Source organism: Aeromonas sp. MR7, from assembly GCF_963899385.1.
Classification (GTDB): Bacteria; Pseudomonadota; Gammaproteobacteria; order Enterobacterales; family Aeromonadaceae; genus Aeromonas; species Aeromonas bestiarum.
In genome coordinates this window covers 23,520-37,255 of record NZ_CAWQXH010000013.1, presented here as the reverse complement: position 1 = coordinate 37,255, position 13,736 = coordinate 23,520, and the positions used below count along the sequence as shown (strand labels likewise).

Annotated in this window: 7 protein-coding genes; 5 read left to right on the top strand and 2 right to left on the bottom strand. The window is 61.7% G+C overall.

What is annotated here, in order from left to right:
• Together AACW87_RS11335 and AACW87_RS11330 are read left to right on the top strand one after the other, a co-directional pair.
• A partial coding sequence (locus tag AACW87_RS11335) for a tandem-95 repeat protein (protein WP_277606893.1) occupies nucleotides 1-5,573 on the top strand: 5,573 nt, incomplete at its 5' end.
• Nucleotides 5,574-5,890: 317 nt separating this feature from the next.
• The gene (locus tag AACW87_RS11330; protein ID WP_042870959.1) at nucleotides 5,891-6,835 is read left to right on the top strand and encodes a chemotaxis protein CheV; all 945 of its coding nucleotides are present in this window, start codon (nucleotides 5,891-5,893) and stop codon (nucleotides 6,833-6,835) included.
• Between the two features lie 84 nt (nucleotides 6,836-6,919).
• Here AACW87_RS11330 and AACW87_RS11325 read toward each other — a convergent pair whose 3' ends face one another.
• Nucleotides 6,920-7,519: an arylesterase gene (locus AACW87_RS11325; protein ID WP_043138031.1), complete on the bottom strand. Its 600-nt coding sequence runs from the start codon at nucleotides 7,517-7,519 to the stop codon at nucleotides 6,920-6,922.
• 163 nt (nucleotides 7,520-7,682) lie between these two features.
• Between AACW87_RS11325 and AACW87_RS11320 the strand changes: the two genes are divergently transcribed.
• Both AACW87_RS11320 and AACW87_RS11315 read left to right on the top strand, forming a co-directional pair.
• On the top strand, nucleotides 7,683-8,402 hold the full coding sequence (locus tag AACW87_RS11320; protein ID WP_241326765.1) for an ABC transporter ATP-binding protein: 720 nt from the start codon (nucleotides 7,683-7,685) through the stop codon (nucleotides 8,400-8,402).
• Nucleotides 8,399-10,846, top strand: a complete 2,448-nt coding sequence (locus AACW87_RS11315) for an ABC transporter permease (RefSeq protein WP_241326764.1) — start codon at nucleotides 8,399-8,401, stop codon at nucleotides 10,844-10,846. Before AACW87_RS11320 ends, AACW87_RS11315 begins: the two co-directional genes overlap by 4 nt.
• A gap of 99 nt (nucleotides 10,847-10,945) precedes the next feature.
• Here AACW87_RS11315 and AACW87_RS11310 read toward each other — a convergent pair whose 3' ends face one another.
• Nucleotides 10,946-11,851, bottom strand: a complete 906-nt coding sequence (locus AACW87_RS11310; protein WP_241326763.1) for a TIGR01777 family oxidoreductase — start codon at nucleotides 11,849-11,851, stop codon at nucleotides 10,946-10,948.
• 301 nt (nucleotides 11,852-12,152) lie between these two features.
• Between AACW87_RS11310 and AACW87_RS11305 the strand changes: the two genes are divergently transcribed.
• The gene (locus tag AACW87_RS11305) at nucleotides 12,153-13,682 is read left to right on the top strand and encodes an EAL domain-containing protein (RefSeq protein ID WP_241326762.1); all 1,530 of its coding nucleotides are present in this window, start codon (nucleotides 12,153-12,155) and stop codon (nucleotides 13,680-13,682) included.
• Nucleotides 13,683-13,736 lie beyond the last annotated feature (54 nt).

The following is a 13,736-nucleotide window of genomic DNA, read 5'->3' as shown; positions in this document are numbered from 1 at the left end:
ACGGCACGGTGGAGATTGCGGCCGACGGCAGCATCAGCTTTGTGCCGGGCAAGGATTTCAACGGCGACATCAGCTTTGACTACGTGGCTAAGGACGCTGACGGTGATACCGACAGCGCCACGGTCAGCATCAAGGTGGCGGCCCAGGACGATCCGGTCGATGCGGTGAACGACAGCTACGAGGTCAACGAGGATGGCTCGGTGACCCTGACCCTGCTGGCCAACGACAAGGCACCGGATGGCGGGCTGGCTATCCAGTCCATCAACGGCGTGGCGCTGACCGGCGGTGCGCAGAGCATTGCGGTGACCAACGGCACGGTGGAGATTGCGGCCGACGGCAGCATCAGCTTTGTGCCGGGCAAGGATTTCAACGGCGACATCAGCTTTGACTACGTGGCTAAGGACGCTGACGGTGATACCGACAGCGCCACGGTCAGCATCAAGGTGATGTCGGTGAACGATGACTTCAGCGACAACGACGAGCAGGTGACGATCAGCGAGGACAGTGGCGAGAAGATTGGCAACGTCATTGATGGCGTGTCGGTCGATGGCCCGGTGACGGTGCATAGCTTCAGCATCGCGGGTCAGACTGGTCCATTTGTGCTGGGTCAGGTTTACACCATTGCCGGTGTGGGCAGCTTCTGCCTGGCGGTGAACGGGGCGTACAGCTTCACCCCGGCTGAAAACTACAACGGCGCGGTGCCGGTGGTCACGTATGTGCTGACTGACGGCAGCAGCACCAACGAGTCGACCCTGAGCATCAGCGTCACCCCGGTGAATGACCTGCCTACTTTAAGTATTGACAGTGGTGTTATGGTCTCTGAAGAGGGGCTTGCTGGCGGGATTGCCGATACGGCAGGCAGCAGCGATACCACCGATAGCGTGGCCGCCAGCGGCAAGATTACGGTCGGCGATGTCGACAGCCAAGATACGCTCACTATCAGCCTGAACGGACCGGCGGGGCTGACCTCCGGTGGTGCCGAGGTGAAGTGGAACTGGGATGCCGGCAGCAAGACACTGGTTGGCTATACCGGTACCCTGGGTAGCGACGGCTACAAGGCGGTGGTCGAGGTCAAGCTGACCGCCCCGAACGCCAGCGGCAAGGGCGATTGGGCCTATGATCTGACCCTCAAGGCGCCGCTTGACCACCCGGTCAAGGGCCAGGAGGATTCCCTGTCGTTCCAGCTGGACGTCAAGGTCTCCGATGGCAATGGCACGACCACAGGCAAGCTGAATGTCACCGTCGAGGATGATGCGCCGATCGCTGGCGATGCCGCGGCCGTGTCCGTCATCAAGACCAATATTCCTGACACCCTGACCGGCCTGTTTGATCTGACCAAGTACAGTGGCAGCAATCAGACGACCCTGAACGTGTCAGGCTTCAGCATCACGGCGCTGGGCTTTGCCTCGTCAACCAACTCGGCGCTGGTCATGGCCAATGTCAATGGCTCCAGCTCCGGGCTGGGGGTCTCCAGCGTGGGTTCGCCCAATCACAACCTCGCCAACGAAGTTGATTTCCGCCACTTCGCAAATGGCACCTCGGCTTCCGAGCAGCTGACCATCAAGCTGGATGCGGGCAAGGTGGCCTATGGCGCCAACATCAAGTTCAGCCAGATGTTCGGTGGCGAGCTGGAGAGCGGCGTGGTCGAGTTTTATCGCGGTGGCGTGTTGATCGGTACCCAGACCTTCAGCTCCAATGCTGCGGGTGGCGACTATGCGGGCAATTTCCAGGTGCAGCAGGGTGGCTTCGATACCATGGTCATCAAGGCCACCAACAATGGTAACGGTCTGTACGCCGACAACAGCGACTTTACCGTGAAGAGCATAGAGTTCCTCGGTGCCACCACGGCGCCGGCCATCGCTTACGGTTCTGGCTCCGTCACTCCGCAGTGGGGGGCAGATGGCAAGGGTTATATGCAGCTGCTCGGCTCCAACGAGACCGGGCTGACCACGGCCACCGGCAAGCTGATTACCACTACCATGGAATCGGCCAATACCCTGATAGGTAAGGCCAGCGATGGCACCCTGGTGTTCCGTCTGGAATTTACCCCGGCCACCGGCAAGTGGGAGTTCTTCCAGTATCAGAACATGTCCAAGCCACTGGGGGACGGCGACATCGACTTCCAGATCAAGGTAGTGGATGCGGATGGCGATGCCAGCCTGGGCTCTTTCGCGACCAAGCCGCTGTTCACTCCGATAGTACAGTCGGTGTCCAGTGAGAGTGCAGTGGAAGGCGGCAATCTGCTGCATACTGTGGTGCTGTCCGACACGACCCAGGAGGCGACCCAGTATGACTTCGCCATCGGGGGCAGCGGTACCAACCCGGCTTCCAGCCTTGATTGGGGCACAGCCCAGTTCAGCAATGGGGTGATCTACAACAGCGCTACCGGCAAGATCACTGTGCCGGCCGGGGTATCCGGCTTTACCGTGACCATACCGACCGTGAACGATCGACTGGTCGAGGCGAACGAGACCCTGACGGTGACAGTGGGTGGCCAGAACGGCACCGGTACTATCATCGACAACGACCGCGCGCCCGTGACCACGGGTGGACACGGTGTGGGGACGGAAGACACGCCGCTGGTACTGAAATGGTCCCAGTTTGGTGCCAGCGATGATCAGGCTGCGTCTGATCTGAGCGTGCAGATCAATACCCTGCCGCAAAATGGCAAGCTGGAGTATCTCAATGCGGCCGGTCAGTGGATTGCCGTGAAGGCGGGGGATCTCATCTCCTACGCCGATATCGACAGTGGCCATCTGCGTTTCGTACCCGGTCTCAATGAATCCAGCACCAGTGCCGTCAATGGCAACGGTGCGGCGACGGGCAACCAGCAAGGAGACTACGCCAGCCTGGGTTACCAGATCAGCGACGGTGCCAACCTGAGCAACTCCGGCAAGCTGGTGATCGACATAGCTGCCGTGGCTGACAAGCCGGTGGTGGATATCAGCCTGACCGGCAATGGCGTGCCGCTCTATACCCAATACCCATCGTCCGGTATCTCGACCGGTGCGTTCCAGAGCGGCAGCTTCAACAAGGGCAGCTTCGGCATCACCAACAGCCTGACTGACAGCACCACCAGCCAGGATCAGGTGGTGGGCGGCAATGGCAACGACTACATCGTCAGCGTGAAGGGCGGCGGTGACTACTTCGTCGGCGGCCTGGGCAATGATGTGCTGGTCGGTGGCAACTCTGTCTCGGGCGATACGCTCGATGGCGGCGTGGGTAACGACATTCTGGTGGCCGGGCTGGGTGGTGACACCCTGTATGGCGGCGCAGGTACAGACCTGGCCGTGCTGATGGGCTCACGCGCCAACTATGTCATCGAGCGCAGGAGTGATGGCGGCTTCAACTTCCTGGTGAAGGAGAACGGCGCCACCATCAGCAAGTCGCTCTATGACATCGAGCTGGTTCAGTTTGATGACGGTATCTACCAGTTCAATCAGACCGATGGCACCCTGACGGCGGTACAGCCCAGCGTGGTGGATTATCCCCTCGAGATCAGTGCTTCCCTGACCGATCGTGATGGCAGTGAACAGCTCGACAGCCTGGTGCTGAGCGGCATGCCAAATGGTGCGACCCTGTATCAGGGCGGCACTGCGCTGGGCACAGTCGGTGCGGATGGCAAGCTGACGCTCACCGGCCTCTGGAACCAGAGCGCGCTGGACGTCAAGCTGACCGGCCTGACCCTGCGGGTGCCGGGCAGCAATGCGGGCCAGTTTGACCTCAAGGTAGAGGCCATCGCCAAGGAGGTGGTGACCGACCAGACCAGCAGCGCATCGGATCAGGATTCGATCCGCATGAGCTACTTCCTCTCCACCGAAGGGGAGCCGGGCGATCAAAACCGTGTCTATGGCAGCGAGCACAATATCGTGGTCGGCGACCTGGACGGCAGCGTGGTGCTGCCGGGCCAGAACTACAACATCGCCTTTATGGTCGACAGTTCGGGCAGTATCGGCTCCAGCGCCATGGCAACCATGAAAACCCAGTTGAGCCAGGTGTTTGCAACTCTCAAGACCAGTGCTGGTACTGAGGGTGCGGGCAAGGTCAATATCTTCCTGGTGGACTTTGACTCCCAAGCCAACAAGTCCATCAGTGTGGATTTGAAGGATCCCAATGCCTTGACCAAGTTGCAGGCCATCATCAACAGCATGGATGGCAGCAGCGGTTCAACCAACTATGAGGATGCGCTGAAGAGCACTTCGAACTGGTTCAATAGCGATGTGGCCAAGTCGAATACCAACGCCAAGAACCTCGCTTATTTCATTACTGATGGGGCACCTAACACTTATTACATCAATGAAAATACCAATCCTGTTGTGAACACCACGACGAATGATCGGTTGGATTCGTTTGTCAACGTTAACAATTATGTTTCAGGGCAAACCTTCTATGCCAACATTGGTGGGCAAGATCGGGTTCTGATTGATAGCAATGGGAACATTAATCAATGGTATCAAAGGGATAATGGAGCTTGGCGCTCAAATATCATTGGTACTCTCCGTGCCCAAGGCGACGGTACTTATGAGATCTCTAGCTTTGACTCTGATGGTTATGAGCCTTGGGCATTGCAAAATGCACTGGCAGTGTTGCCGCTCCTAATTGCTAACAATGTGACCTTGCAAGCCATCGGGATAGGTAGGAACGTCTCTATCGAGACCCTTAAGCTGTTTGACAGCGACCAGGTAGTGCAGTCCAACGTGTCTGCCAATGACCTGGCCAATGCCATCCTGGGAACCTCGGTCAACAACCTGCCGGGCAGCGACCGGATCGATGGCGGTGCCGGTGACGATATCCTGTTCGGTGATGCGGTTCACTTTGCCGGCATCAACGGGGAAGGCTATGCGGCCATCAAGCAGTACGTGGCTGGCAAGCTGAGTGCCGGCTCTGTGACCGATGCCCAGGTCCATGACTACATCACGGACCATGCCACCGACTTCGATCAGTCCTCCGCCAACGACAAGGCTGATGTGCTGTTCGGCGGGGATGGCAATGACATTCTGTTCGGTCAGGGTGGCAACGACATTCTGGACGGTGGTGCCGGCAACGACATACTGTTCGGTGGTGCCGGTGATGACATGCTGCTCGGTGGTCTGGGTGATGACCAGCTCTATGGTGGCAGTGGCAACGATACCCTGTATGGCGGTGCCGGCAACGACACCCTGAGTGGCGGTCTGGGCAACGACATCCTGGTCGGTGGTCTGGGCAACGACATCCTCAAGGGGGATGCGGGGGCCGATACCTTCACCTGGCTGCAGGGGGATACAGCTACGGGCAGCGTCGCCAAGGATTACGTGGTCGACTTCTCCAAGGCTGAGGGTGACAAGCTGGATCTGAGCGATCTGCTGGATCACGATGGTTCTCGCAACCAGACCGATCTGAAGAGCCTGCTCTCTGTGTTCCAGGACAGCGAGGGTGTGCACCTGCAGGTCAAGGAGACCAGCACGGCCCCTGTGACTCAGGAGATAGTGCTGATGAACCACACGTTCGACAGCCTCACCGGCAGTGCGGCGTCCACCTCTTCCCAGGTGATCGACTACATGCTGAGCAACAATCTGCTGGATATCGACAAGTAATCCCGTCAGGGCAGCACAACAAGCGGCAGAGCAATCTGCCGCTTTTTTTATGTCTGGTTATCGAGGGAGCCACGCTGATGGCGGGGCTTTTGCGACGGATATCAAGGATGTGCCCCACACAGGCCGCCCTCGGCCCGATCGAGCGGCCACCTTGCTATTGATAAGTGTGAAGAGAGTCCGGCCTTGAGCCGAATCTCGCTTTTTTTCATCAAGTTCCGTCATCATCTTGCCGACATAGGATAAGAATACGGGTCGTGTTGGGATTCTGACCCTTCTATACTATGGCGAGACTCGGGAAACGGACGTAAGGGCTTTATATGGCGAGCATATTGGATTCAGTGGATCAACGTACCCAGCTGGTAGGGGAGAACCGTCTGGAGTTGTTGATGTTCCGTTTGGGATCCCGACAGCTGTTTGCTATCAACGTGTTCAAGGTGCGGGAAGTGGTCAAGCTGCCCCATCTCAACAAGATGCCGGGGGCGCACCACAACATCAGCGGGGTGGCCAACATCCGTGGCACCTCGATCCCGGTGATCAATCTGCGCAGCGCCATCGGCATGCGCGCCATGCCCATCGACAGCGAGTCCAACCTCATCATCACAGAGTACAACCGCACCATTCAGGGCTTCCTGGTGGGGCAGGTGGCCCATATCGTCAACATGACCTGGAAGGACATACTGCCGCCGCCGCGCTCCGCCGGGCGGGCGAACTACCTGACCGCCATCACCCGCATTCCCGAGGACGGTGTCGACCAGATCGTCGAGATCATCGACGTGGAGAAGGTGCTGGCCGAGATCATCACCTACGACATTCGTATCTCGGAAGAGGTGCTGGATCGGGAGATACTGCCCGAGATGCATGGCCGCAAGGTGCTCATCGTCGATGACTCCAGCACGGCCCGCAATCTGGTGCGGGAAACTCTGGGTCAGCTGGGTCTGGAGGTGATCGAATGCCAGGATGGCCTGCAGGCGCTCAATCTGCTCAAGGGCTGGTGCGATGCGGGCAAGAAGGTGACCGACGAGATCCTGCTGATGATCACGGATGCGGAGATGCCGGAGATGGACGGCTACCGGCTGACCCACGAGATCCGCAGCGATGCCCGCATGTCCGATCTCTTCATCACCCTCAATACCTCCCTGAGTGGCAACTTCAACGAGGCCATGGTCAAGAAGGTGGGGTGTGACCGCTTCATCTCCAAATTCCAGCCAGACCTGCTGGTCGGGGTGGCTCAGGAGCGGCTGCGCCAGATACTGGAACGCTGATGCTCATGCAAACAAAGATCCCGCCGCGGCGGGATCTTTGTTTTGGGCCGACAGTGCCCTTTTCTGCGTATGGTTATTGGGGCGTTATTGGGTCAGCAGGGGCTCGATAAAGCTGGCGACCCGGTCGCGGATCTGAGGCTGGGCCGCGGCCGTGGGGTGGATGCCATCGTTCATCATGAGTTCAGGGCGCAGCGCAATATCATCCATGAAGAAGGGCATCAGCGGCAGCTGGTTGGCGGCCGCCAGCTCGGGGAAGATCTGCTCGAACTGGCGCAGGTAGCGGGCCCCGTAATTGCGGGGCAGCTGGATCTGGGTCAGCACGGTTTTCACCTGCTGCGCCTTGGTCAAGGCCACCATCTTGGTCAGATTGTCACGGGTGATGGCGGGTGCGAACCCGCGCAGCCCGTCGTTGCCACCCAGTTCGATCAGCACCCAGTCCGGTTGATGCTCCTTGAGCAGGGCGGGCAGGCGGGCCAGGGCTCCCTGTGTGGTCTCACCGCTGATGCTGGCGTTGACCAGCTGATGCTCGCCGCCCTGCTGCTGCCATTTCTGATTGAGCAGGGCAGGCCAGCTCTGCTCCGCCGGCATCTGATAGCCAGCGCTCAGGCTGTCGCCCAGCACCAGCAGGGTCTGGGCCTGCACCGATGAAACCAGGCAACACAAGGCGAACAGGAAACGTGTCATGCATTCAACTCCCATCATTCATTGTCATCAAAGATCCGGGCAAAGGGGATACGTGTGATGATGCCAACACCCGGCATGCATTGTCATTCAATGCCGGGGTGAGCAGGATAGACATCACGGGGTCACTCCCCACTTTTTGGCCCGGGCAAACAGGAAACGCATCATGAGTTCAACTCCCATCATTGTCGTCAAGGGTCTGGGCAAAACCGTTCGCCTGGGCCAGGAAAGCCTCACCATCCTTGAAGGGATCGACCTGCAAGTCAATACCGGCGAGACCCTGGCGCTGGTCGGCGCCTCCGGCTCCGGCAAATCCACCCTGCTGGGGCTGCTGGCCGGGCTGGATCTGCCGAGCCAGGGGGATATAGAGATCCTCGGCCAGTCGCTGGTGCAGCTGGACGAGGAGGGGCGCGCCCGCCTGCGTGCCGAGCAGGTGGGCTTCATCTTCCAGTCCTTCCTGCTGCTGCCGACCCTGAGCGCGCTGGAGAACGTCATGCTGCCCGCCGAGCTGCGCGGCGAGACCCGCTGCGAGCCGAGGGCGCGCGAGTTGCTGGCGGCTGTGGGGCTCAGCGAGCGGCTGCACCATCTGCCGCCGCGCCTCTCCGGCGGTGAGCAGCAACGGGTCGCCATCGCCCGCGCCTTCATGACAAGGCCCAGCCTGCTGCTGGCCGATGAGCCGACCGGCAACCTGGACAGCAAGACGGGGGAGACGGTGATCGAACTCTTGTTCCAGCTCAATCGCGAGCACGGCACCACGCTCGTGGTGGTCACCCATGACCACGAGCTGGCCCAGCGTTGCCAGCGGCAACTGGTGATGGCGGCGGGACGGCTGGAGGCGGATGCGCCAGCATCCAGTGCGGCCTCCCGAGTCAGGGAGCTGCTATGAGTCGGTGGCGATTGGGTGTGAAGCTGTTGCGGCGGGAAGGCTTCAGCGGCGAGCTGCGCTGGTTCGTGCTGGCGCTGGCATTGAGTGTGGCCTGCGTGCTGAGCGTGGCCCTGGTGGCGGACCGGCTGGATGCGGGGCTCAAGGCCTCGGGGCGTGACTTTATTGGCGCCGATCGGGCGCTGCGTTCCGCCACGCCGGCCCCGGCTGCCTGGCTCAAGCAGGCGGAAAAGGCGGGCCTGTCGGTGCAGACCACGGTCAGCTTCAACAGCATGCTGTTTCATGGCGATGCGTTGCAGCTGGCCTCCATCCGGGCCGTGCCGAGCGATTTCCCCTTCTACGGCAAGCTGGAACTTAGCCCCCAGCGCGCGCCGGCACCCGGCGAGATCTGGCTCTCGGCCCGGGTGATGCAGCTGCTGGAGGTGAAAATTGGCGATGAACTGGAGGTGGGCAACACCCTCCTCAAGGTGGCGGGTGAACTGGGGCAGGAGCCGGATCAGGGCTTCAGTCCCTTCCTGCTGGCGCCCAGGGCCCTGATCCACAGCGCCGACATAGAGGCGACAGGTGCCCTGCTGCCGGGCAGTCGCCAGCAGTGGCGCTACCTGTTCAAGGGGGCACGCGAGGACGTTGCCGGCTATGAGCGCTGGCTCAGGCCCAAGCTCAAAGCGGGGCAGAAGCTGATCAAGCCGGACGATCAGGGCTCCCAGGTGGGGCGTTCACTGGCCAATGCCGAGCGTTTCTTCCGGCTCGCCTCCCTGGCCGGGGTACTGCTGGGGGCGCTGGCCATGGGCATAGCGGTGCGCCACTTCGCCGAGCGCCAGACCAACATGGTGGCCCTGCTCAAGACGCTGGGGGCCTCCCGTCGCACGCTCTGGCAACTGATGGGCACCCTGCTGTTCTCCCTGACGTTGGCGGGGGCGCTCATCGGTCTGGTGGCGGGCAGCGCCATGCAGTGGCTGACCCTGCATCTGCTGGGCAACCTGCTGCCGGCGGATCTGCCACCGCCGTCGTGGCGACCCTTTGCCCTCGGTCTGGCGGTGGCCTTCTTCATCACCCTGCTGCTGGCCTTCGTCCCCTTCCTGCGGCTGCTCAAGGTGCCACCGCTGCGGGTGCTGCGCCGCGAGCTGGAGGCGGGCATTCCCCCCTGGCTGGCGCTGCCGGTCGCCCTGCTCGGCCTGTTTGGTCTGGTGTGGGGCTTTACCGCCGATGTGACTCTGGCGTTGGGGCTGATCGGCGGCATGGGCCTGCTGATGGGTCTGCTGGCCCTGATCGCCTCCCTGCTGCTGCGGTTCGGTCGCAGGGTCAAGGGCCCCCATGCGCTGCGTCTGGCCATCAGTCACCTCTCCCGCGAGCGCGGCAGTGGCCTGTTCCAGCTGGCGGGCTTTGCGCTGGCGCTCATGCTGTTCGGTCTGCTGTGGGCGGTGAGAGTCGATCTGCTCGATGACTTCTCCGCCCGCCTGCCGGCGGACGCCCCCAACCGCTTCCTGGTCAACATAGCCGACCACGAGCGGGAGGGGATCCTGGCCGATCTGCACAGTGCCGGTGCCCTGACCTCGGATTTCTATCCCATGGTGCGGGGCCGGCTGGTCAGCATCGCCAGCGAGGCGGTGCGAGACAGCGATGAGGATGGCCGTGAAGGGGTGAACCGCGAGCTCAACTTCACCACCACCACCGGCTTGCCGCCGGACAATACCCTGACCGCGGGGCGCTGGCTGGATGGCCCCGGCCAGGTGTCGGTGGACAAGGATCTGGCCAAGCGGCTCGACATAGCGCTCGGCGACACCCTGGGCTTCACCATAGAGGGGCGCAGCTTCAAGGCGCAGGTGACCAGCCTGCGGGCCATCAAGTGGGACAACATGCGGCCCAACTTCTACATGATCTTCTCGCCGGACGTGCTGGCCCCCTTCTCCCAGACCTGGCTCGGCAGCTATCGGCTGCCGGAGCAGGGGCGGGTGGCGGAGGTGGAGCTGATCCGCAGACACCCCACTGTGAGCCTCATCGATGTGGACGATCTGATAGTGCGGTTGACGGCCGTGTCTGAGCAGGTAAGCCGGGCGCTGGGGCTGATGCTGGGGCTGGTGACTGTGGCGGCGCTGCTGGTGCTGCTGACCCAGACCCAGGCCAGCATGGCCCACCGCCGTCGCGAGTTGTTGCTGATGCGCACCCTGGGGGCCAGCAGCGAGCTGCTCAAGAAGATGCTGCGCTGGGAGCTGGTTGCCAGCGGTCTGCTGGCGGGGCTGTGCGCCGCCATTGTGGTCGAGCTCTGCTCTTTCGGTCTGCAATGGTGGTGGTTCGAGGGGCAGTGGCAGTTCCACTGGGTCATCTGGGCCGGCCTGCCCTTGCTGGGCGCCCTGCTGGTGACGCTGGCGGGGCAGGGCATGCAACGCCAGTTGCTGGCGGGCACCTTGAGCGATCGGCTTCGTGGTCTGGGTCAGGGCCTGCTGTAATCACAGCATCCTGCGCGGATGCCGCCAGGCGCAATAACGGATCAGCCCGGCCAATGGCCGGGCTGATTGCTATCCGGTTGCCTGATTTGCAGGATCCAGTCAGCGGGGCGTGCTCAACAGATTGGCGAGGGCCTGGGGCAGCTCCGGGTAGGTGAAGTGAAAGCCGGCCTCTTGCAGGCGGGCGGGCAGCACCTTCTGGCCGGTGAGCAGCAGGTCGGCCGCCTCGCCCATCAGCAGTTGCAGCAGGGGGGCCGGCACCAAGAAGAGGTGTGGTCGGTGCAGGGCGCTGGCCAGGCTCTGACTGAACTCGCGATTGCTGACCGGCAGTGGCGCCGTGCCGTTGAAGATGCCGTCGCACTCCTCGTGCTCCAGCAGGAACAGCATGGCGCGCACCAGATCCTGAATGTGGATCCAGCTCATGATCTGCTGGCCCGATCCCATGGGGCCGCCGAGACCGAGGCGATAGGGGGTCAGCATCCTGGGCAGGGCACCGCCATCTGTGCCGAGCACCAGCCCGATGCGCACTATGCAGACCCGGGTGCGGTTGCTGCGGGCCTCGCGGGCCAGGGTTTCCCACTGCTGGCAGAGTTGGTGGGTGAACTCGTCGTGGGGCGTCCGGCACTGCTCGTCCAGCGCCACATCCCCCTGCCTGCCATACCAGCCGATGGCGGAGGCATTGATCAGCACCCTGGGCGGCGTGCTGGAGAGCTTGATGAGATCGACCAGCTGTTCGGTCAGCAGCCAGCGGCTGTCACACAGCAGCTGCTTGCGTTGCTCGCTCCAGCGTCCGGCGGCGATGGGTTCTCCCGCCAGGTTGATGACGGCATCCACATCGTTGAGGTCGTCGAGCCGATCCAGGTTGTCGAGCAGTTTGACGTCGTGACCGAGCAGCTCATAGGCACGGCTGCCCTGACGGGTCAGCACCACCACCTCGTGGTTGACCTTGAGATGGGCCACCAGACGGCGGCCGATAAAACCGGTTCCTCCCGTGATCAGTATTTTCATGTCCAGACTCCCTGACGCTGTTGGCTCTACTCTAGTGGGCTGGCGCAAGATGAACAAGCAACTGTTTTTGCAAAGATTATAATCTTCACTGCGCAGAGGGGAGCCAGGCTTGGACCCTGCCAGGGGAGGCAAGGCTGTCAGGCTCCAGAGCCGTTGAAGATGTGGCTGAAAGCCCTGTTTCGACGAGGTTTGGTGCCAATCAGGCCAAACTTTCTTGCTGTTGTTTGTATCAGAATGACTTGTCAGGGGGGCGGAGAGCAGTAGACTTGCCCGCTTTTTCGCCGTTGCCGTGAGGATGACCATGCCATTTCGTCGTTTAAGGTTACGCCAGTTTTACACCCGGCTGGGGGCCTCCCTGCTGGCGAGTCTGCTCCCCGTGCTGCTGGGGGTGCTGATCATCTCATGGCAGACCTTCTCTGGCATGAAGCAGGATGCCGAGGATCGGCTGCTGCATGCCAGACGCATGTTTGACCGTACCCTGGACAATGCCCATCGAGCTGCGTCCATGGTGCAGGGCGGTGTGGGGCTACCTTGCGCCGAGGTGGTACAGGGGCTGCGGGATCAGGTGGCGACAGTGCCGGATGTGCGCACCGTCAACCTGGCCAGGGGAGAGACCATCTATTGCTCCTCCCTCTATGGCGCCTATAGCGGCCCCTTTGCGCTGGCCGACTATGCCGGTGGTCAGCTCGACCTGATGCGGGGCAATCCGGTGACGCCGGATCGGCCGCTGGTTGTCTATCGACAGGCGGTGGGGGATTACAGCGTGCTGGTCGGGGTGGATGGCTACTATCTGCACAATATTCTCGACATGCTGAGCCGCAATTCGCCGCTGGCGCTGGTGGTAGGGTCGCAGGCCATGCTGGCCAGCGGCATGGTCAGCGAAGAGATCCCGCCCAAAACACGCGGCTATCTGGAACAGGTATCGGAGAAGTATCAATACCGGGTGGTCACTGACCTGTCCCACGACGAGTACGGCAGCCACATCTGGCACTACTCCAAGGCCAGCATCATCATCTATCCCCTGCTGGGCATACTGGCGGGGGTTGGCGTGTTCTGGCTGACCGGCCGCTCGACGTCCCCCTCGCAAGAGCTGCGACGGGCGCTGGATCAGCGGGAGTTCATCCCCTATCTGCAGCCGGTGGTAACCGGCGACGACGCCCACTGGTGCGGCTGCGAGGTGCTGATGCGCTGGCAGCATCCCCGTCAGGGACTGATCTCGCCGGATCGCTTCATTCCGCTGGCGGAAGACAGCGGCCTGATAGTGCCCATGACCCGGCTGCTGATGGAGCAGGTGCGCGATCAGTTTGCCGGCGCTGTGCATACCCTGCCCAGGGGATTCCACTTTGGCTTCAACATCAGCGCCAGCCACTGCAAGGATCTGAGCCTGGTGGCGGATTGTCGCGACTTCATCAACGCCTTCAGGGAGAACCCCATCAAGCTGGTGCTGGAGCTGACGGAGCGGGAGCTGATAGTGGCGGACGAGGTGACGGACCGGCTCTTCGCCGAGCTGCACCAGCTGGGGGTCTTCATCGCTATCGATGACTTTGGTACCGGCCACTCCAGCCTCACCTATCTGCAGCAGTTCCAGGTCGACTTTCTCAAGATCGATCAGAGCTTCGTCGGCATGATAGGCTCGGATGCGCTCTCCAGCCACATAGTGGAGAACGTCATCGACCTGGCGACCCGGCTCGGTCTGCTGCTGGTCGCCGAGGGGGTGGAGAACGAGGTGCAGGCCGCTTACCTGAGAGCGCGTCAGGTGACCTTCCTGCAGGGCTATCTCTATGGCCGCCCCATGCCGATGAAGGAATTCGCCAGCGCGCTGAGCGCCTGAGTTGTCCGGCTCCGCAGAGGGCGGGACATAAAAAAACCAGCGACCGAGGTCGCT